Origin of the sequence: Cryobacterium sp. TMT4-10 (genome assembly GCF_004403275.1) — a bacterium.
GTDB lineage: Bacteria > Actinomycetota > Actinomycetes > Actinomycetales > Microbacteriaceae > Cryobacterium > Cryobacterium shii.
In genome coordinates, this window is sequence record NZ_SOGU01000046.1 from 24,775 (window position 1) to 44,240 (window position 19,466).

General features: G+C 65.2%; 17 protein-coding genes. 8 read left to right on the plus strand and 9 right to left on the minus strand.

Annotated features, from left to right (window positions below):
- The first annotated feature begins 77 nt into the window (after positions 1-77).
- Complete coding sequence (locus E3T42_RS07210; RefSeq protein ID WP_134364878.1) at positions 78-2,159, plus strand: type IIA DNA topoisomerase subunit B; 2,082 nt, start codon at positions 78-80, stop codon at positions 2,157-2,159.
- A gap of 41 nt (positions 2,160-2,200) precedes the next feature.
- Here the strand turns inward: E3T42_RS07210 and E3T42_RS07215 are convergent, their stop codons facing one another.
- Both E3T42_RS07215 and E3T42_RS07220 read right to left on the minus strand, forming a co-directional pair.
- The gene (locus tag E3T42_RS07215; RefSeq protein ID WP_134364877.1) at positions 2,201-2,908 is read right to left on the minus strand and encodes an SDR family oxidoreductase; all 708 of its coding nucleotides are present in this window, start codon (positions 2,906-2,908) and stop codon (positions 2,201-2,203) included.
- Between the two features lie 94 nt (positions 2,909-3,002).
- On the minus strand, positions 3,003-5,477 hold the full coding sequence (locus E3T42_RS07220; protein ID WP_134364876.1) for a DNA topoisomerase (ATP-hydrolyzing) subunit A: 2,475 nt from the start codon (positions 5,475-5,477) through the stop codon (positions 3,003-3,005).
- A gap of 91 nt (positions 5,478-5,568) precedes the next feature.
- Between E3T42_RS07220 and E3T42_RS07225 the strand changes: the two genes are divergently transcribed.
- On the plus strand, positions 5,569-6,714 hold the full coding sequence (locus tag E3T42_RS07225; RefSeq protein WP_134364875.1) for an alkaline phosphatase family protein: 1,146 nt from the start codon (positions 5,569-5,571) through the stop codon (positions 6,712-6,714).
- An 8-nt stretch (positions 6,715-6,722) separates the two neighbouring features.
- Here the strand turns inward: E3T42_RS07225 and E3T42_RS07230 are convergent, their stop codons facing one another.
- Complete coding sequence (locus E3T42_RS07230; RefSeq protein WP_134364928.1) at positions 6,723-7,283, minus strand: DUF3043 domain-containing protein; 561 nt, start codon at positions 7,281-7,283, stop codon at positions 6,723-6,725.
- Positions 7,284-7,356: 73 nt separating this feature from the next.
- On the opposite strand from E3T42_RS07230, the gene E3T42_RS07235 reads away from it, so the two are divergent.
- From E3T42_RS07235 to E3T42_RS07255, 5 genes are all read left to right on the plus strand, one after another.
- Positions 7,357-8,778, plus strand: coding sequence for a dipeptidase (locus tag E3T42_RS07235; RefSeq protein WP_134364874.1), 1,422 nt, complete (start codon positions 7,357-7,359; stop codon positions 8,776-8,778).
- A 127-nt stretch (positions 8,779-8,905) separates the two neighbouring features.
- Positions 8,906-9,262, plus strand: coding sequence for an iron-sulfur cluster insertion protein ErpA (erpA, locus tag E3T42_RS07240; RefSeq protein WP_134364873.1), 357 nt, complete (start codon positions 8,906-8,908; stop codon positions 9,260-9,262).
- Positions 9,263-9,422: 160 nt separating this feature from the next.
- Positions 9,423-10,310, plus strand: coding sequence for a cytochrome c oxidase subunit II (coxB, locus tag E3T42_RS07245; RefSeq protein ID WP_134364872.1), 888 nt, complete (start codon positions 9,423-9,425; stop codon positions 10,308-10,310).
- Between the two features lie 3 nt (positions 10,311-10,313).
- Positions 10,314-12,041: a cytochrome c oxidase subunit I gene (gene ctaD / locus E3T42_RS07250; RefSeq protein WP_134364871.1), complete on the plus strand. Its 1,728-nt coding sequence runs from the start codon at positions 10,314-10,316 to the stop codon at positions 12,039-12,041.
- Complete coding sequence (locus E3T42_RS07255) at positions 12,041-12,463, plus strand: cytochrome c oxidase subunit 4 (RefSeq protein WP_134364870.1); 423 nt, start codon at positions 12,041-12,043, stop codon at positions 12,461-12,463. Before ctaD ends, E3T42_RS07255 begins: the two co-directional genes overlap by 1 nt.
- Before the next feature lie 240 nt (positions 12,464-12,703).
- On the opposite strand, the gene E3T42_RS07260 is transcribed toward E3T42_RS07255, so the two are convergent.
- The 5 genes from E3T42_RS07260 to E3T42_RS07280 all read right to left on the minus strand — a co-directional run bounded on the left by E3T42_RS07260 (position 12,704) and on the right by E3T42_RS07280 (position 17,786).
- Entirely contained in the window at positions 12,704-13,435 is a 732-nt protein-coding gene (locus E3T42_RS07260; protein ID WP_160140998.1) for a methyltransferase domain-containing protein, read from the minus strand.
- 139 nt (positions 13,436-13,574) lie between these two features.
- A complete protein-coding gene (locus tag E3T42_RS07265; protein WP_174235660.1) occupies positions 13,575-15,194 on the minus strand; it encodes a ubiquinol-cytochrome c reductase cytochrome b subunit in 1,620 nt (539 codons plus the stop codon).
- Positions 15,191-16,264, minus strand: coding sequence for a ubiquinol-cytochrome c reductase iron-sulfur subunit (locus tag E3T42_RS07270; protein ID WP_134402746.1), 1,074 nt, complete (start codon positions 16,262-16,264; stop codon positions 15,191-15,193). Before E3T42_RS07270 ends, E3T42_RS07265 begins: the two co-directional genes overlap by 4 nt.
- A 57-nt stretch (positions 16,265-16,321) precedes the next feature.
- The gene (locus tag E3T42_RS07275) at positions 16,322-17,134 is read right to left on the minus strand and encodes a cytochrome c (protein WP_134364867.1); all 813 of its coding nucleotides are present in this window, start codon (positions 17,132-17,134) and stop codon (positions 16,322-16,324) included.
- 22 nt (positions 17,135-17,156) lie between these two features.
- Positions 17,157-17,786, minus strand: a complete 630-nt coding sequence (locus E3T42_RS07280; RefSeq protein WP_174235661.1) for a heme-copper oxidase subunit III — start codon at positions 17,784-17,786, stop codon at positions 17,157-17,159.
- A gap of 144 nt (positions 17,787-17,930) precedes the next feature.
- Here E3T42_RS07280 and trpD point away from each other — a divergent pair, with 144 nt between their 5' ends.
- Positions 17,931-18,983: an anthranilate phosphoribosyltransferase gene (trpD, locus tag E3T42_RS07285; RefSeq protein ID WP_134364865.1), complete on the plus strand. Its 1,053-nt coding sequence runs from the start codon at positions 17,931-17,933 to the stop codon at positions 18,981-18,983.
- An 8-nt stretch (positions 18,984-18,991) separates the two neighbouring features.
- Here the strand turns inward: trpD and E3T42_RS07290 are convergent.
- A partial coding sequence (locus E3T42_RS07290) for an FGGY-family carbohydrate kinase (protein WP_241975903.1) occupies positions 18,992-19,466 on the minus strand: 475 nt, incomplete at its 5' end.

The window sequence follows — 19,466 nt, forward strand, 5'->3', positions numbered from 1 at the left end:
TTTCGCTCACCGCGTAGCCCGCCTCCGAGGAGTGTTGATGAAAGGCCGAGGGGCCACAGTCGGTATTCTTGGAAGTTGTGAGCTCTTCTGACTATTCCGCGCGCCATCTGTCTGTCCTCGAGGGGCTGGAAGCGGTCCGCAAGCGTCCCGGCATGTACATCGGTTCCACCGACTCGCGGGGGCTCATGCACTGCCTCTGGGAGATCATCGACAACTCCGTCGATGAGGCCCTCGGCGGCTACGGCAGCGGGATCGACATCGTTCTGCACGCCGACGAGAGCGTGGAGGTCCGCGACACGGCACGAGGAATCCCCGTGGACATCGAACCCAAAACGGGTCTGACCGGGGTCGAGGTCGTTTTCACGAAATTGCATGCCGGTGGCAAATTCGGCAGCGGATCCTACGCCGCGTCCGGCGGGTTGCACGGCGTGGGCGCATCCGTCGTGAACGCCCTGTCGGAGCGCCTCGACGTCGAGGTCGACCGTGACGGGAAGACATGGGCCATGTCCTTCCACCGCGGCGAACCGGGCATCTTCGCCGACACGGGGGAGAAGAGTCCGGATGCTCCGTTCACCCCATTCGAGAACCAGAGCGAACTCCGAGTCATCGGCAAGGTCAAACGCGGCGTGACCGGCACCCGGGTCCGGTACTGGGCCGACCGGCAGATCTTCACGAAGGGTGCGGCCTTCCAAACCGAGGAGCTGCTCGAACGGGCCAGGCAGACGGCGTTCCTCGTGCCCGGGCTGGGCATCGACATCGCCGACCAGCGCACCGCAGACCACGTGTTCGAATCATTCAAATTCGACGGCGGCATTTCCGAGTTCGTCGACCACCTCGCGACGGATTCCCCGATCACCGACACCTGGCGCCTGACCGGACAGGGCAGCTTCTCCGAGACCGTCCCCGTTCTGACGGACAAGGGAGCGATGGTTCCCACGGAGCTGGTGCGGGACTGCACCGTGGACATCGCCCTCCGGTGGGGGACCGGGTACGACACCGTCGTGCGCAGTTTCGTGAACATCATCGCCACCCCGAAGGGTGGGACGCACCTGGCCGGCTTCGACGCCGGCCTGCTAAAGTTCCTGCGCGCCCAGGTCGAATTGAATGCGCGCCGCCTCAAGATGGGCTCGGACAAGCTCGAGAAAGACGACGTGATGGCCGGCCTCACCGCGGTTCTGACGGTGCGACTGCCGGAGCCGCAGTTCGAAGGCCAGACGAAAGAAGTGCTCGGCACCCCAGCCGTGCGGGCCATCGTGGCGAACGTCGTCGCCAAGGCAATGAACGAGCGTTTCGTGTCCACCAAACGCGACGACAAGACCCAGGCTGCGGTCGTGCTCGACAAGATCGTGGCCGAGATGAAGTCACGCATCTCCGCGCGGGCGCACAAGGAGACCCAGCGGCGCAAGAACGCGCTGGAGAGTTCTTCGCTTCCGGCGAAGCTGGTTGATTGTCGCAGCAACGACGTGTCCACCAGCGAACTGTTCATCGTTGAAGGTGATTCCGCGCTGGGCACGGCGAAGCTGGCCAGGGACAGTGAGCACCAGGCCCTCCTGCCCATCCGCGGCAAAATCCTGAACGTGCAAAAGGCCTCCGTGTCCGACATGCTCTCCAACGTGGAGTGCGCATCCATCATCCAGGTGATCGGAGCCGGCTCCGGCCGGAGCTTCGACCTGTCTGCTGCCCGGTACGGCAAGGTCATCATCATGAGCGATGCGGATGTCGATGGCGCTCACATTCGAACGCTGCTGCTCACCCTGTTCTTCCGCTACATGCGGCCCATGATCACCGAGGGTCGGGTGTTCGCGGCGGTTCCTCCGCTGCACCGGGTCGTGGTCATGAACCCGGGCACCAAGCCCAACGAGACCATCTACACCTACTCGGAGCAGGAGCTCCAGGGTGTCCTTGCCGGCCTGAAGAAGAGCGGCAAGCGGTATCAGGACCCGATCCAGCGCTATAAGGGACTGGGCGAGATGGACGCCGACCAGCTTGCCACGACGACCATGGAGCGCTCGCACCGCACGCTGCGCCGGGTGAGGGTCGCGGATGCCGAAATGGCCGGGAACGTCTTCGAGCTGCTGATGGGCAACGACGTGGCCCCACGCAAGGAGTTCATCATTGAGAGCTCCGACAAGCTCAGTCGCGACCGCATCGACGTCTGACCCGGTCGGCTGACGGCTGGCGGGCAACGCCGAGCGGGGGGTCAGGCGTCCTTCAGCTGGAAGGCCGTGCTCGGCAGATCTCGTTCGCCGCCGATGATGGCGTCGACCAGACGCTGCGCGACGGCGGCCGGCGGGTAGCCGGAGGGAAGGCGGGGTGCCGTCCCGGAAATCGGGTGCGTGGACAGGGCCGTCTCGGTATGGCCCGGTCGGGCATCAACGATCCGGATGCCGCTGCGCCGCAGTTCCCGGGCGGCGGCCTGGCCGAAGGCGGCCAAGCCGGCCTTCGAGGCGGAGTACGCGGCCAGGTTGGCGGTCGGGCTCTCGCTCACGACCCCGCTGAGGGTGAGCACGAACGGTTCGCGGCCCTGCTCGGCCGAATCGGTCAACGCCGCGCGCGCCGCTCGAAGCAGGCGGATCGGCGCCAGGGTGTTGACGGCGAACAGCTCCGCCAGCGTTTCATCGCTCACCTCCGTGGCCGGGCCGAACGCGACCACGCCGGACGCGTTCACGATACCGTCAAGGCGACCGTGCACGCCGACGGCGTCGGCGACGAGGCCGACGATCGCCGCCGGATCGGAGAGATCGGCCTCGAGCACGGTTCCGTGGATGCCGAGCGCCGCCAGTTTCGTGCGGTCGCGACCGGTCAGGATGAGACGGGCTCCGCCCGCGTTGAGCAGCCGGGCGATCTCCCGGCCGAGTCCGCCGGAGGCACCGACAACGAGAATGGCCGAATCCGAGATGAGAGTCATTCCGTCACCCTAACCCAGCATCTTCTGCGCCAGAACGGCGCGGGAGAGACCGGGGCAGGGCCGGCGCCGACAACGACCACGGCGACGACGACTCTCAGGCGATCCGGGCCCCGATCGCGCCGATCACCGAATCGAGCATGGCCCCCGACGCGTCGCGTCGTGATCCGGAATCGGGGAGGACGCGCGGAGAACCGTCGGGCCCGACCGCCCGGGCCGGGAGCGGCCCGACCCAGGCGACGGAGATCGTGTCTTCGCCCTTCAGGAACCTTTGGGAGCGCACCCCGCTCGTCGCACGCCCCTTAGCGGGGTACTCGGAGAAGTCCGAGACCTTGGCGCTTCCGGGATCCGTGCCCGGGAGAGTGTGGCTTCCGGTGGCGACCGTGGCGACGACGGCCGTGGCAATGGTCTGCGGGGACAGGCTGGTGAAGAAGACAACGTGGACATCCGCGGCCAGTTTGATGCCGGCCATTCCGCCCGCGGTTCGTCCCTGGGGCCGCACGGTGCTTGCAGGGAAGCGCAGCAGCTGTGAATCGGAGGCGATGAAGACCAGTTCGTCATCCTCCGAGCCCTGCACGGCGCCGACGACCACGTCTGTGGGCTTCAGGGCGATGATCTCGAAGTCGGGCTTGTTCGCCCAGTCATTCACCGTGACCCGCTTGACGGTTCCGAGCCGGGTTCCGAGGGCGATAGATCGATCGGAGTCGAGGGAGACCAGCGCCAGAACCGACTCGCCGCGGTTGGGCAGGGCCAGGTAGTCGCTGACCTTGACCCCGGCCGCGAGCTGGATGGACGACGCGGGCATGACGGGCAGGTCGACGGGGGAGAAGCGGATCAGCCGCCCACGACTGGTGACCGCGCCGATCTCGGTTCTGCTGGTTGTGTCCAACGTGGACAGCACGGCATCGTGTTTGCTGCGGCGCTGGGCGGGCGTGATCCGATCCGGCAGCGCTGCGTCGTCGAGCGGACGATCCACCCGGGCAATCCGGCCGGTGGCGCTCAGGTACACGCGGGTCGGGCTGTCCGTGACCTCGAGGATGGCGGCCTGGCGCTTGGCGGCGGCCCCGGCGATGCTCGGTTTCGCCTCCGTGAGCAGCGTGCGGCGCGGGGTGCCGAACCGCTCCGCCACCGAGGCCAGTTCGTCGGAGACCAGTGAGCGGATGGCCGGTTTGCTGCCCAGCAGTTTCTCCAGGGCCGTGATCTCGGCCAGCAACTGGTCGCGCTCGGCTTCCAGTTCGATCAACGAGAACCGGGTCAGCCGCCGCAGGCGCAGCTCGAGGATGTACTCGGCCTGCACCTGGCTCAGATCGAAGACGTCGATCAGCCGGGTGCGAGCCTGTTCACTGTCCTCGCTGGCGCGGATGACCTGAATGACCTCGTCGATGTCGAGAATGGCGACGAGGAGCCCCTCCACGAGGTGCAAGCGCTCTTTCCTCCGCGCCAGCCGGTAGGCGGAGCGCCGGGTGACGACCTCGATCCGGTGCCCGATGTAGACGAGCAGCAGTTCACGCAGGCCCAGGGTCTGCGGCCCGCCGTCGACGAGCGCCACGGCGTTGATGTTGAAGGAGTCCTCGAGCGGGGTGACCCGGTACAGCTGCTCGAGCACAGCCTCGGGGCTGAACCCGGTCTTGATCCCGATCACCAGGCGCAGGCCCTTGGTGCGGTCGGTGAGGTCCGTGACATCGGAGATGCCGCTCAGCTTCTTGGAGTTGACCCCGTCTTTGATCTTCTCGATCACTCGCTCGGGACCGACCAGGTAGGGGAGCTCCGTGACGACGAGCCCAGCCTTCCGTGCCGTGATGGCTTCAACGGATACGCGCGCCCGGGTCTTGAAGCTGCCGCGGCCGGTCGCGTAGGCATCCTTGATGCCGGCGAGGCCGACAATGGTTCCGCCGGTGGGGAGGTCGGGGCCGGGGACGAACTCCATCAGGTCCTCGAGGGTGGCATTGGGGTGGGCCAGCAGGTGGCGGGCGGCTCCGACGACCTCGATCAGGTTGTGCGGGGCCATGTTCGTGGCCATGCCCACGGCGATGCCGCTCGCACCGTTCACCAGCAAGTTCGGGTACGCCGCCGGCAGCACATCGGGCTGGGTGAGCTGGTTGTCGTAGTTGGGCACGAAGTCAACGACGTCCTCGTCGAGGTTCTCAGTCATGGCCAGCGCCGGCGCGGCGAGGCGGGCTTCCGTGTAGCGGGGCGCGGCCGGGCCGTCGTCCAGGGAGCCGAAGTTGCCGTGGCCGTCGATGAGCGGAACCCGCAGGGTGAATGCCTGCGCCATCCGCACCAGGGCGTCATAGATGGCCGTGTCGCCGTGCGGGTGAAGCTTTCCCATCACCTCGCCGACGACGCGGGCGGATTTGACGTGTCCGCGGTCGGGACGCAGCCCCATCTCGCTCATCTGGTACAGGATGCGGCGCTGGACGGGCTTCAGTCCGTCCCTGGCATCGGGGAGCGCCCGCGAATAGATGACCGAGTACGCGTACTCGAGGAAGGATCCCTGCATCTCGGTGGAGACATCGACGTCCTCGATGCGCTCGGTGAAGGCGGCGGGTGTGGTGCTGTCTGAGCGGCTCATTCGTGGATTCTGCTGAGGCGCGCGTTGCGGGACACGCGCTGGCGGGTAGGCGCTGGATCGATCCGGCCACGTCTATGTCAGACTTGGCGCGATGCCATCCATGCTACCGGCCCGCCAATTCAGCCCTCTGCGCCTTGCCGACGTTCTCGCAAGTTCGCTGTCATCCGTTCTGGGCCGGCCGAACCCGCTGGGCCTCGGCCCGGCCTCGAAAGCGGTCGTGGTGCTCGCTGACGGGCTCGGTGTCAGCTCGCTGCGCGCCCGGGCCGGCCATGCCCGGTTCCTGAACTCGCTGCTGACGAAGACCAGCGTGGTCGACGGTGTCTTCCCGTCGACCACCGCCGCGGGGATTGCGACCCTCACCACCGGGGTTCCGCCCGGTCAGCACGGCCTCGTGGGCTACCGGGTGTTCGACGCCGAGCGCGACCGCGTCGTCAATCAGCTCACGGGCTGGGACGCGGGAATGCAGCCCGAAATCTGGCAACGTCAACGAACCGTCTTCCAGCAGGCCACGGATGCCGGCGTGCCCGGCTTCGCAATCGGCCCCAGGCGCTACGCCGCATCGGGGTTCACCCAGGCCGTGCTGCGCGGGGCCCGCTACGTCTCCGCGGAGAGCCTTGCTGACCGATTCGCAGCGGCCCGGCACCTGCTCGACACGGAGCCGCGCGCCCTGGTCTACCTGTATGTTCCCGAGCTCGATGTGGCGGCCCATGCCCAGGGCTGGGAGTCGGCCAGGTGGCTGGCCGAGCTCGAAACGCTCGATGGCGCCCTCGCGCGCTTCGCCGGGGGGCTCCGCGCCGACGAAGGCCTTCTGGTCACGGCCGACCACGGCATCGTCGACGTCCCCTCCACCCGGCAGGTGCTCTTCGACACCGTGCCGGAGCTGGTCGCGAACGTTCGTCATATCGGGGGCGACCCGCGCTGTGTCCAGCTCTATCTCGAACCGGGGCTCGGCGGCGATTCCGCGCAGGCTCTCGCCGACGCCTGGTCCGACGTGGAGGGGGCGCGAGCGTGGGTGTTCACGAGAGAGGACGCCATCCGGGCCGGACTGTTCGGGGAGATCGCGGCGGAGGTGCGCCCCCGCATCGGGGATGTGATCGTGGCCGCGCGCAAACTCGTGGCCTACTACGATTCCCGCGAATCGAATCAGTCCGCGCGCTCGATGGTCGGCCAGCACGGATCGCTGACCGACGAGGAACTCCGCGTGCCCCTGATCAGGTCAGGGGCCTTCTCGAACTGACCGAGCGGTCAGGACGGGTACTGGCCGCGCTTGACCTGGGGCTTGGGCAGACGCATGGGGCGCAGCTGCAACGCCCGCATCGCGGCATACCAGCGGATGCGCTCCGCTTTGGCTTCGCCGAACTTGGCCTTCACCTTGCGGGTGAGTGTGAAGCCGAGGATGACCGAGTCGACCACGGCGACCAGGAAGAAGGCCCAGAGCGCGAGAATGCCATAGGTCTGCACCGACGGGTCAGGGAAGAAGGTCAGGAGGATCACGAGGAACATCACCGGGATCATGAATTCGCCCACGTTGAAGCGGGCGTCAACATAATCGCGCGCGAAGCGCTTCTGCGGGCCGCGTTCGCGAACCGGGAGGTACTTCTCGTCGCCGGCAGCCATGCCGACCCTGGCCCGGTCCCGTGTCTCGGCCGCCTTGCCCCTGGCCTGCTTGGCCGCGAGCTTACGGTCGTCCGGAACCAGCGGGCGTCGGTTCAACGCCTCTTGCTGCTTCCGGCTGGGCGTCGCCTGCCCCTTGCCGGCGGACTGGCCGGCAGCGAGGCGGGCTCGCGTCTCGTCCGGGGTCTCCATGGATGGTTGTGCGTCTGGGTTCACAGGCTTAGCCACATCAGTTCCTTGCAATCGATTGGCTTAAGATTACCTGATGACCGATATTCGAGAAACAGAGCCCGCGGCAACCTCCCCGGGCGCCTCGGCGCTTCGCACCGCCGTTGAGCGTGGCCTGCCCACGACCATCGCTGACCTGTGTGCCCTCGTCCGGATCCCCTCGGTATCCTGGGACGCTTTCGACGCTGCACAGGTAACTGCCAGCGCGAACGCCGTCGCCGCCCTCGTCCGTGACACCGGGGTCTTCGAGTCGGTCCAGGTCAAGAGGGCCGGCATCCCCGGGGGATCCGGCCTGGGACATCCGGCTGTTCTGGCCACCCGCGCAGCCCGCAACGGGCGCCCGACCGTTCTTCTGTATGCCCACCACGACGTGCAGCCTCCCGGGCAGGACGCCGACTGGGAGTCGAACCCGTTCGAGCCGACGGTGCGCGGGGACCGCCTGTACGGCCGCGGCGCCGCGGACGACAAGGCGGGCGTGCTGGCACACATCGCCGCGATTCGCGCGCTGGTTGAAGCAGAGGGGCCGGAGTTCGATCTCGGACTCGCTGTCTTCATCGAGGGCGAGGAGGAGTTCGGCAGCCGTTCGTTCGCCACCTTCCTCGAGGAGAATCGCGACTCCCTGCGCGCGGACGCGATCGTCGTCGCCGACTCGAGCAACTGGGACATCAACACGCCGGCGCTGACCACCGCGCTGCGCGGCAACGTCACCTTCCGGCTGACCGTGCGCACCCTCGACCACGCCTCCCACTCCGGCATGTTCGGGGGAGCGGTGCCGGATGCCATGATGGCCACCGTCCGCCTTCTCTCCACCCTCTACGCCGACGACGGGTCCGTGGCTGTCGCCGGACTCACCAGCCACGATGCACCCACCCCGGACTACCCGGTCGAGCAATTGCGACGGGAAACCGGTCTCAGCGCGGGCGTCGAGCCGATCGGCCACGGATCCGTGCTCAGCCGGATCTGGTCGCAGCCGGCGATCACCATCACCGGGATCGATGCTCCCTCGGTGGCCAACGCCTCAAATACGCTCTCTCCCGCCGTCTCCGTCCGGATCAGCACCCGGGTCGCCCCCGGACAGCCGGCCCAGGAGGCCCTGGTGGCGTTGGAAGCGCACCTCAGAGCCCACGCGCCGTTCGGTGCCCGTGTCGACATCGATGATGTCGACACGGGGGAGGCCTTCCTGGTCGACACCGGCGGCTGGGCCGTCACCGAGACCCGGAGCGCCATGGCCGAAGCCTGGGGAGTCGAACCGGTGGACATCGGAGTGGGCGGATCCATCCCGTTCATCGCCGATCTCGTGCGAGTCTTCCCCGAGGCCCAAATTCTCGTGACCGGCGTCGAGGACCCCGATTCACGGGCGCACAGCCCGAACGAGTCCCTTCATCTGGGCGTGCTCAAGCGGGCGATCCTCAGTGAGGCCTTCCTGCTCGGACGGCTGAATGACCGTTCAGTCGACTGAACCTGCCCGGCCGCGGAAATTTCGGGAATGCCGGGGAAGACTTATCGGTTTCCCTCGGTAGAATCTCGGTGAGAAACAACGGGAATCTGGCCCGCTGACCAGCAGCGAGAAAGCAACGAGGAGCACCATGACCGACACACTCAGCACCAGTACGGCGGCCCACGGCGTGGGTCTCAGCGCGACCGCGGCCGCGAAGGTGAGGAGCCTCCTGGCCCAGGAAGGCCGTGAGGATCTACGCCTGCGCGTTGCGGTGCAGCCCGGCGGCTGCTCGGGACTCATCTACCAGCTCTACTTCGACGAACGGGTCCTCGAAGGCGACGCCCTCGTCGACTTCGACGGCGTCGAGGTCGTCGTCGACAAGATGAGCGTGCCGTACCTGGATGGCGCGTCCATCGATTTCGAGGACACGATTCAGAAACAGGGTTTCACGATCGACAACCCGAACGCCGGTGGAAGCTGCGCCTGCGGGGACTCCTTCAGCTGATCCCCGGCCGCGGGACGGGCTCGCAAATCGTGTGACTAGAGGCGAATTTGTTACCTCTGCGGGCGCGTTCCTGCACAACCCACGCCCTCCCTCCCAGTAGGCTGGGAACCTATAAAACACTTCCAATGGAGTGTCGTCGAGTCCCACCGAAAGGTAACTGGTGCGCAAAAACCATCGTCTCCGATGGGCTGCAATTCCGATCGCAGCGTCGTTGGCCGTAGTTCTCGCGGGGTGCACTCAAGCCCAGCTTCACGGCTTCCTCCCCGGCTTCGAAGAAGGTCAGCCGGCGGTGACAAACCAGACCGAACGGATCAGTGGCCTGTGGACCACGTCCTGGATTGTGCTTATGATCGTCGGCCTCATCACCTGGGGCTTGACCATCTGGGCAGTGGTCGTCTACCGCCGCCGCAAGGGCCAGACCGGTCTCCCCGTGCAGCTGCGCTACAACATGCCGATCGAGATCTTCTACACGGTCGTTCCCTTGATCCTGGTGGTCGGTTTCTTCGCCTTCACCGCGCGGGACCAGGCTGCGATCGAGGCTCGCTTCGATGCCCCGGACATCAAGGTTGAGGTCATCGGTAAGCAGTGGGCATGGGACTTCAACTACGTGAATGAAGACGTCTTCACGACCGGTGTGCAGGGACAGCCTGACCTCGAGGGGGCCAAGGGGGCCCTGGTCGAATCGGAGATCCCCACGCTCGTCCTTCCCGTCGGCCAGAAGATCGAACTCGCGCTCGAATCCCGCGACGTCATCCACTCCTTCTGGGTCGTTGACTTCCTGTACAAGAAGGACATGATCCCAGGCAAGACCAACTACATGTCGGTCATCCCGGAACGAATCGGTACCTACTCGGGCAAGTGCGCCGAACTCTGCGGAGAGTACCACTCGTTGATGCTGTTCAAGGTCGAAGTCGTCTCCCAGGCCGACTACGCCACCTACATCGACTCTCTCCGTGCTGCAGGAAACGAGGGCCAGGTCGATAATGACTACAAGCGCAACTCGAATCTTCCGGGCACATCCGCCCCGACGGCTCAGGAGGGCAACTAAGCCATGAGTACAACCACTGCTCCCACAACGCCGGCCGCCACTCGTCGCCCCACGGGAGTCGAGCGCAAGGGCAACGTCCTGGTCAGATGGATCACGTCCACCGACCACAAGGTCATCGGGTACATGTACCTGATCACCTCCTTCGTCTACTTTTGTCTGGCCGGCGTCATGGCCCTCGTCATCCGCGCGCAGCTCTTCGCGCCCGGTCTCGAGGTCGTTCAGACCAAGGAACAGTACAACCAGCTCTTCACCATGCACGGCACGATCATGTTGCTCATGTTCGCGACACCGCTCTTCTTCGGCTTCGCGAACTCGCTGATGCCGCTTCAGATCGGCGCTCCGGACGTGGCGTTCCCTCGTTTGAACGCATTCTCCTTCTGGGCGTTCTTCTTCGGCAGCCTCGTTGCCGTCGGCGGATTCCTCACCCCGCAGGGGGCGGCGTCCTTCGGCTGGTTCGCGTACCAGCCGCTCGCCAGCACGACCTTCTCACCGGGTGTCGGCGGAAACCTCTGGATGGTCGGTCTCGGCCTCAGCGGGTTCGGAACCATCCTCGGCGCCGTGAACTTCATCACCACGATCATCACCATGCGTGCGCCCGGAATGACCATGTTCCGAATGCCCATCTTCACCTGGAACACGCTGGTCACCTCGATCCTGGTCCTGATGGCGTTCCCGGTTCTCGCTGCCGCCCTTCTGGCTGCCGCGTCCGACCGCATCTTCCTGTCGCACATCTACGACCCGGCCAACGGCGGTGCCATCCTGTGGCAGCACCTGTTCTGGTTCTTCGGGCACCCCGAGGTGTACATCATCGCGCTGCCGTTCTTCGGCATCGTTTCGGAGGTCTTCCCGGTCTTCAGCCGCAAACCGATCTTCGGGTACAAGACGTTGATCTACGCGACCATTTCCATCGCCGCGCTGTCCGTCGCCGTCTGGGCCCACCACATGTACGTCACAGGCTCTGTGCTGCTGCCGTTCTTCTCTCTGATGACGATGCTGATCGCCGTCCCGACCGGGGTGAAGATCTTCAACTGGATCGGCACGATGTGGCGCGGATCACTGACCTTCGAGACCCCGATGCTCTGGGCGCTCGGCTTCCTGGTCACCTTCACCTTCGGTGGCCTCACCGGAGTGATCCTGGCATCGCCCCCGCTCGACTTCCACGTCTCGGACACCTACTTCGTCGTCGCCCACTTCCACTACGTCATCTTCGGCACCGTGGTCTTCGCGATGTTCAGCGGGTTCTACTTCTGGTGGCCCAAATGGACCGGCAAGATGCTCAACGAGAGCCTCGGCAAGTGGCACTTCTGGTTCCTGTTCATCGGTTTCCACACCACGTTCCTGGTGCAGCACTGGCTCGGAGTCGTCGGAATGCCGCGTCGCTACGCGTCGTACTCGCCTGAGGACGGTTTCACCTGGATGAACCAGGTGTCGACGATCGGGTCGGTCATTCTCGCCGTGTCGATGATTCCGTTCTTCCTGAACGTGTACATCACCGCTCGCAAGGCGCCGCTCGTCACGGTCAACGACCCGTGGGGCTACGGTGCGTCGCTCGAGTGGGCCACGTCCTGCCCGCCGCCGCGTCACAACTTCACCTCGATTCCGCGCATCCGTTCCGAGCGTCCGGCGTTCGACCTGAACCACCCTGAGGTCGCGATGCCCGTCGGAATCGGCCCCGGCAAGGATGCTCCGGACTCGCCCACGTATGACGCGATATCGAAGAAGGTCAAGTAATGAGAGCCAACGTCAACCTGCTGTGGATTCTCACGGGGTTCTTCGTCGTCGTTGCGACCGCGTACACGGTCTGGGGTCTCATTGACCCGAGTCAAGGGCGAGTGGAGTGGGCCGGAACCTTCGTCCTGAGCCTCTGCGCAGTGTTCGTCGCGTTCGTCGCGTTCTATCTCAGCCGAGTGCATGGCGCCCAGGGCGGCGAGCTTCCCGAGGACCGTCTCGACGCGAACATCGATGACGGCGACCCAGAGGTTGGTTTCTACAGCCCCTGGAGCTGGTGGCCGATCCTGCTCGCAGGTAGCGCCGCGCTGCTTTTCATGGGACTCGCCGTCGGGGTCTGGATCTCGATCATCGCCCTCGGCATCGGCATCATCTGCCTGGTCGGTTGGGTCTACGAGTACTACCGCGGGAACTTCGCGCGTTGATCTGATTCACGGGTTCCCACACGGGGATTCGGCGGCGTCCGGGACACTGTCCCGGACGCCGTTTTTGCGTTTTCCCGAGACGGCATCCGCGCCGGGTTCGCCACTTCCGGTCGACTTCGCCCCGCACACCTGCCGAACTCGACCGGAACAGGCGAGCTCGGTGGTGGCGCGCCAGCAACATTCGGGCCTCGGCGCCTGGCGCTGACTGCGGCAGACCGGTGGGCGCTGCACGCGCGGCGCTCATCGCGACGGGTAAGCCAGCCGCCGGAAGCTCAACAGGTGGAACGCGGCGGTCACCGTCTGCACGGCGCTGAGCTGGTCCGTTAGAGCGCCTGCATCGGTGTGGTGGGCAGAGGGCCCCATGCCGATTAGAGCTGCGATCTGGATCGGCTCCAGGCTGAGCGTCGAGCACAGGTCTTCTGCGGCCTCCAGTCGGAAGAAGGGAGCCAGAGTCTCGACGAGGTGGGCGACCTTGTTGGACGGCACGTCCAGGGCCAGCCCGGCCTGCCGGAGCTCACGCAGGTGGCGCTCCTGCGGCACGACGACGGCCAACAGGCCGTCATCCGTGAGGATTCGATGGAACTCGGGAGGATTACGGGGGGCAAAGACGTTGAGGAGCACGTCGGCTGCCCCGTCCCGCACCGGCAGGGGAGACCAGACATCCGCTACCAACCCGTCAACGCCGCTCTGACCGGCGACCGTGCGCCCCACGGCGGAGGGGGAGAGATCCATGCCCAGGACACGTATGCCGGGAACCCGGTCCAGAATGCCCCTCAGGTAGTAGCCGGTGCCGCAACCGATGTCGAGGAGACGGCCGGGGTGCTCTGCCGCGACCCGGTCCGCGATTCGGTCACGGAGTGGGTCGTACCATCCCGTGCCCAGGAACAGGTCCCGGGCATCGACCATCGCGATGCTGTCGCCGATCAATCGTCGTGCCTGGCCGGCGAGGGAAACGAATCCGCGCTTGTTCACGTCGAAGGAATGGCCGGCGTCACACTTCAGGACGAGGGCACCGCCCGGATGAAGGGGGAGAGAACAGTTCGGGCACCGAAGCCACTCCGACAGGGTCTGGAGGGACATCGATGCCCGTTCTGTTGTTGTGATGGAGGGCCTAGTGGTGATCCCCGTGTGCCTGCTCGAGTTCTGTATTGTTCACCGGTGCAATCCGGTCCTCGAAGAACCAGCGAGACAGTCCGGCGCGCGCCTTCTGCCCAACGGTGATCTTGCCATCGGCGTTCGGGCGGATCATCAGGGGCTTGTAGTCGTTGTAGCTGACCAGTTTCCAGCGATCGTACTCGTCGACGGGCTGGTGCACCTCGATGTACTCGCCGCCGGGCAGGCGTACGATGCGACCCGACTCGTAGCCGTGCAGGACGATCTCCCGGTCCTTCTTCTGCAGGGCAAGGCAGATGCGCTTGGCCACGAAGAAGGCGATGAACGGTCCGACCAGGACGAGGAACTGCATCGTGTGGATGACACCCTCCATCGTCACCGAGAAGTGCGTGGCGATGATGTCGGAGGATGCGGTTGCCCACAGGGCGGCGTAGAAGGTCACGCCGGCCGCGCCGATGGCGGTGCGGGTCGGGGCATTCCGAGGGCGGTCCAGGATGTGGTGCTCACGCTTGTCGCCGGTCACCCACGCTTCGATGAAGGGGTAGATCAGTACGACGAGGATGAACAGGCCGAGGCTGATCAGCGGGATCAGGATGTTGAACGACCAGGTGCGGTCGAGCCAGACGAACTCGAGTCCCGGCGGAATCAGGCGCAGGGCGCCGTCAGCGAATCCGATGTACCAGTCAGGCTGCGTTCCGGCGGAGACGGGGGAGGGGTCGTACGGGCCGTAGTTCCAGATCGGGTTGATCGTGAACAGCGACGCCATCAGCATGACCACGCCGAAGACGATGAAGAAGAATCCGCCGGCCTTCGCTGCGTAGACCGGAAGTACCGGGTAACCGACCACGTTCTGGTTGGTGCGGCCCGCTCCGGGGTACTGCGTGTGCTTGTGGACGACCACGAACAGGAGGTGCATCGCGATCAAGGCAACGATGATGGCCGGCAGTAGCAGAATATGCAGCGAGTAGAGACGCCCGACAATCTGTTCGCCGGGGAACTCGCCACCGAAGAGAAGGAACGAGATCCAGGTGCCGATCAGGGGGATTCCCTTGACCATTCCGTCGATGATGCGCAGACCGTTGCCGGAGAGAAGGTCGTCGGGGAGGGAATAGCCCGTGAATCCTTCCGCCATGGCCAGGATGAACAGGATGAACCCGATGATCCAGTTCAGCTCACGGGGCTTGCGGAAGGCACCCGTGAAGTAGATGCGCAGCATGTGCAGGCCAATAGCCGCCACGAAGAGCAGGGCCGCCCAGTGGTGGACCTGGCGCATGAGCAGTCCGCCACGGATGTCGAAGGAGATGTCGAGCGACGAAGCCATCGCCGCGGACATCTCAACACCCTTGAGCGGCATGAACGAACCGTCGTACTCGACCGGCGTCATGGAGGCGTGGAAGAAGAAGGTCAGGAAGGACCCGGACAACAGGATGATGACGAAGCTGTAGAGGGCCACCTCACCGAGCAGGAAGGACCAGTGGTCCGGGAAGATCTTCCGACCCAATTCCTTGACCGCCGTCGAGATGCTGGTGCGCTCGTCGATGTAGTTTGCGGCGGCGCCGGTCAGGCCGCCGGACTTCTTGGTCTCGACCAATTCAGTGGTCGTCGTTGCAGTACTCAATGCCGCTCCCAGAAGCTCGGTCCGACGGGTTCAGTGAAATCGCTCTGTGCGATGAGGTAGCCCTCTGAGTCTACCGCGATGGGCAGCTGCGGAAGCGGGCGTTTGGCCGGCCCGAAGATGACCTCACAGTGGTTGGTGACGTCGAACTGCGACTGGTGGCACGGACACAACAGGTTGTGCGTCTGCTGCTCGTACAGCGCGACGGGGCATCCGACGTGCGTGCAGATCTTGGAGTAGGCCACGATTCCGTCATACGACCAGCCCTTGCGTTCGGGCAGCTCGTTCAGGTCTTCGGGCTTGAGGCGCATCAGGAGAACGGCTGCTTTGCCCTTCTCTTCCAGTTTGCCGTGCTCGAGGTCCTGGAGGCCCTCGGGAATCACATGGAATGCGGAGCCCAGGGTGACGTCGGAAGCCTTGATCGGCGTACCGGTCGGGTCGATCGCGAGGCGGGTGCCCGCCTTCCACATGGTGTGGCTGAGAAGTGCGGACGGGTTGGTGTCCATCGGGCCGAGGCCGCGGAAGAGCACAACAGCGGGCAGCGGGAAGGCGATCAGCGCGCCGATGAGGCTGTTGCGAATGAGGCTGCGGCGTCCGATCCCGGACTCCACATTGGCCTCGTGGAAGATCTCGACGGCTCGCGTGCGGGTCTCGTCCGTTCCTCGGACGAGATGACGCTCGTCAATGCCCTCATGGTCGAACATCAGCGCCTTGCCCCAGTGCACCGCCCCGATGCCGATGGCCATCAGCGCCAGGGTGAGGCCCAGCCCGATGAACAGGTTGTTCAGGCGAACGGAACCAGGGTCTTCCGGGATGATCGGGAACACCATGTACGCCACGATGGCGAACACGCTTCCAACGATCGACAGGTAGAAGAGCGTGTAGACAGTGCGCTCGGCCTGACGTTCTGCGCTCGGGTCGAGGTCGGTGACACGTGGGCGGTGCGGAGGAAAGCCCGGGTTGGCCACGGCGTCGCGAACGACTACGGCGGTGCCTGCGGGAGCCCCCTCATGCCCGACTGTCGACGAGTCAGCAGCGGTCAGGTCCTTCCCGCTGTTATCGTCCTTGGCCATTATTCTCCTTCATCGGAAGTTCTGTGTGAGACATGTTGTATGCGTGAGCGTCGACGGTCAGTTCGACTTCGCTGTGATCCACACCGTTAGGGCGACGATCGAGCCGAGGCCGAAGATCCAGAGGAACAGGCCCTCTGATACCGGTCCGAGAGAGCCGAGTGCGAGGCCGCCGGGAGAGGGGGTCTTCTCCAGGTACTTGAGGTACGTGATGATGTCCCGCTTGCTCTCCGGGGAGATGTTCATGTCGTTGAACACGGGCATGCTCTGCGGACCGGTGACCATGGCCTCGTAGATGTGGGCCTCGGTGACACCCTTGAGGTTCGGGGCGTATTTTCCGGCCGTCAGGGCCCCACCGGCGCCGGCGACGTTGTGGCACATGGCGCAGTTGATGCGGAAGAGCTCGGCGCCGTTGGCAGCGTTACCCTCGGCGTCGAGGAGACTCGCGTCCGGCTTACCCGGTCCCGGGGCCAGGGACGCGACGTAGGCGGCGAGCGAGGCGATCTGCTCCTCCGTGAACTGCACCTTCTTCTTCTGGGCCTGCGGTCCGTTCATCTGCATGGGCATGCGACCGGTGCCGACCTGGAAGTCGACGGCTGCCGCGCCGACGCCGATCAGGCTGGGTCCGCTGCCGGAGCCCTGTGCGGCAAGTCCGTGGCAGGTTGCGCAGTTGGCGGCGAAGAGCTTCTGGCCCTCGCCGACCGTCTGCTGTGACGTGGCGTTGGTCTCGGCGCTAGCGGTGCTCGTGCTGAACGCTGCGTACGCACCGCCGGTGAAGAGGAGGCCGATCGCGATGAGAGCGACACTGGCCAGTGGACTGCGGCGCCCGGCCTTGCGGCCTCGGGGCTGCTTGGGGGTGTTAAACGTGGTCATACGTGTTGTCCACTCCGAGTTTCTATTTAAGTACGTAAATGACGAGGAAGAGACCGATCCACACAACGTCGACGAAGTGCCAGTAGTAGGACACCACGATCGCGCTGGTCGCCTCTTTGTGGCCGAAGTTCTTGACGGCAAATGCACGTCCGATGACGAGCAGGAACGCGAGGAGACCTGCGGTCACGTGGATGCCGTGGAACCCGGTGGTGAGGTAGAACGCGGAACCGTAGGCGTTGCTGGCCAGCGTCACGCCCTCGGAAACGAGGGTCGCGTACTCGAACACCTGGCCGGAAACGAAGATCGCACCCAGGGCGTAGGTGAGGAAGAACCACTCGACCATGCCCCACTGGCTCGGCTTCCAGCCCGTCGACCTGGACTGAAGACGCTCCGCCGCGAAAACACCGAACTGGCAGGTCACGGAGGACGACACCAGAATGAGCGTGTTGATCAGCGCGAACGTGAAGCCGTGCTTCGCGGTCTCGGCCTGCCACAACTCCGGCGAGGTCGATCGCAGAGTGAAGTAGATGGCAAAGAGCCCGGCGAAGAACATGACTTCGCTGCCCAACCAGACAATGGTGCCAACAGCCACGCTGTTTGGCCGGTTAACAACGGGCGCATTGACCGTATAAGAAATTGAGGGGCTCGTCACCGTTCCATTATGGCCGATTTCCGCCCCGGATATTCTCAACCGGGCATGCCTGTCGCGCTTTTGTTCGAATGACTACCGGATCGAAACAAACCGGCCCTCATCGCCGAATTCTGCATGGGGGATCCTTCTCGCTAAAATTGATTCATGCTTGAAATTCAGTCTTGGCCGAACGTCATCAGCGCGCTGCTCTCCGGTGAGGATCTAAGCGTGTCAGACGCGGCGTGGAGCATGGAACAGGTCATGCTCGGGGAGGCGACGCCGGCGCAGTTGGCCGGCTTTCTGGTGGCCTTGCGGGCCAAGGGAGAAACGGTCGATGAAATCGTCGGTTTCCGGGACGCGATCCTCGACTATGCCGTGCCCTTACCGGTGAACCCCATGGCACTGGACATCGTCGGCACGGGCGGTGACCGGTTCGGCACCGTCAACATCTCCACCATGGCGTCGATCGTGTGCGCAGGGGCGGGAGTGCCGGTGATCAAGCACGGGAATCGAGCCGCAAGCTCGGCTTCGGGCGCCTCGGACGTCTTGTCGGCGCTCGGCATCGATCTGACCATGTCCGCGGAGAAGGTGGCCGAGACGCTGGAAACGGCCGGGATCACGTTCGCATATGCGGCAGGCTTTCACCCAGGTTTCCGTCACGCTGCGGTTGCCCGCCGAGAACTGGGCATTCCGACCGTGTTCAACTATCTCGGTCCGCTCTGCAATCCGGCTCGACCGGAAGCGTCTGCGGTCGGCGTCGCCGCCCTCGACCGGGTTCCGCTCATCGTCGGCGTGTTTCAAACTCGAGGCGCGACGGCGCTCGTCTTCCGCGGGGACGACGGTCTCGATGAGCTCACCACGACGGGTCACAGCCACGTGTGGGAAGTATCGAGGGGCCTCGTGACGGAGCACGACATCGATCCGCGCGATTTGGGCCTTCGTCGGGCCAGGATGAGTGAGCTCGTGGGCGGTGATGCGGAGCACAACGCCGCCGTCGTGCACTCGATGCTGGCCGGCCAGGACGATGCGGTGCGGGAAATCGTCTTGCTGAACGCGGCAGCCGGCCTGGTGGCCTTCGATCTCGCGAACGATCCCGCACAGGCGCAGGTCAATATCCTCGACCGGTTCCGCACGAAAATGGCCGTGGCCGCGGAGTCTGTCGACTCCGGGGCGGCCACGGCCAAACTCGCCGCCTGGGTCGCGTCCAGCCAGGCCTGAACCGGGCTCTAGACGACGTCCTCGTCGACCCAGCCGAAGGTCTTGGTGACCGCCTTCTTCCAGTTGCGGAGCTGACGGCCGCGCTCTTCTTCGGACATGCTCGGCGTCCAGCGGCTGTCTTCCTGCCAGTGGGACCGGAGCTCGTCGAGGTCGCTCCAGAAGCCGACCGCCAGCCCGGCCGCGTAAGCGGCGCCGAGGGCAGTCGTCTCGGCAACGACCGGGCGCACCACCGGCACTCCGATGATATCGGCCTGGAACTGCATCAGGAGGTTGTTCGCGATCATCCCGCCGTCGACCTTCAGCTCAGCCAGGGGCACGCCGGAGTCGGCATTGACCGCATCGAGGACTTCCCTGGTCTGGAAGGCCGTGGCTTCCAGGGCCGCGCGCGCGATGTGGCCCTTGTTCACGTACCGGGTCAGTCCGACCAGTGCGCCGCGGGCATCCGCACGCCAGTACGGCGCGAACAGGCCGGAGAAGGCGGGA

What these genes read in the sequence shown, in the direction of transcription:
- E3T42_RS07235 (WP_134364874.1), top strand. Translation starts at nt 7,357, where the DNA reads ATGACCGATATTCGAGAAACAGAGCCCGCGGCAACCTCCCCGGGCGCC.
- E3T42_RS07230 (WP_134364928.1), bottom strand. Translation starts at nt 7,283, where the DNA reads ATGGAGACCCCGGACGAGACGCGAGCCCGCCTCGCTGCCGGCCAGTCC.
- E3T42_RS07225 (WP_134364875.1), top strand. Translation starts at nt 5,569, where the DNA reads ATGCCATCCATGCTACCGGCCCGCCAATTCAGCCCTCTGCGCCTTGCC.
- E3T42_RS07255 (WP_134364870.1), top strand. Translation starts at nt 12,041, where the DNA reads ATGAGAGCCAACGTCAACCTGCTGTGGATTCTCACGGGGTTCTTCGTC.
- E3T42_RS07220 (WP_134364876.1), bottom strand. Translation starts at nt 5,477, where the DNA reads ATGAGCCGCTCAGACAGCACCACACCCGCCGCCTTCACCGAGCGCATC.
- E3T42_RS07215 (WP_134364877.1), bottom strand. Translation starts at nt 2,908, where the DNA reads ATGACTCTCATCTCGGATTCGGCCATTCTCGTTGTCGGTGCCTCCGGC.
- trpD (WP_134364865.1), top strand. Translation starts at nt 17,931, where the DNA reads ATGCTTGAAATTCAGTCTTGGCCGAACGTCATCAGCGCGCTGCTCTCC.
- erpA (WP_134364873.1), top strand. Translation starts at nt 8,906, where the DNA reads ATGACCGACACACTCAGCACCAGTACGGCGGCCCACGGCGTGGGTCTC.
- ctaD (WP_134364871.1), top strand. Translation starts at nt 10,314, where the DNA reads ATGAGTACAACCACTGCTCCCACAACGCCGGCCGCCACTCGTCGCCCC.
- E3T42_RS07270 (WP_134402746.1), bottom strand. Translation starts at nt 16,264, where the DNA reads ATGGCCAAGGACGATAACAGCGGGAAGGACCTGACCGCTGCTGACTCG.
- E3T42_RS07275 (WP_134364867.1), bottom strand. Translation starts at nt 17,134, where the DNA reads ATGACCACGTTTAACACCCCCAAGCAGCCCCGAGGCCGCAAGGCCGGG.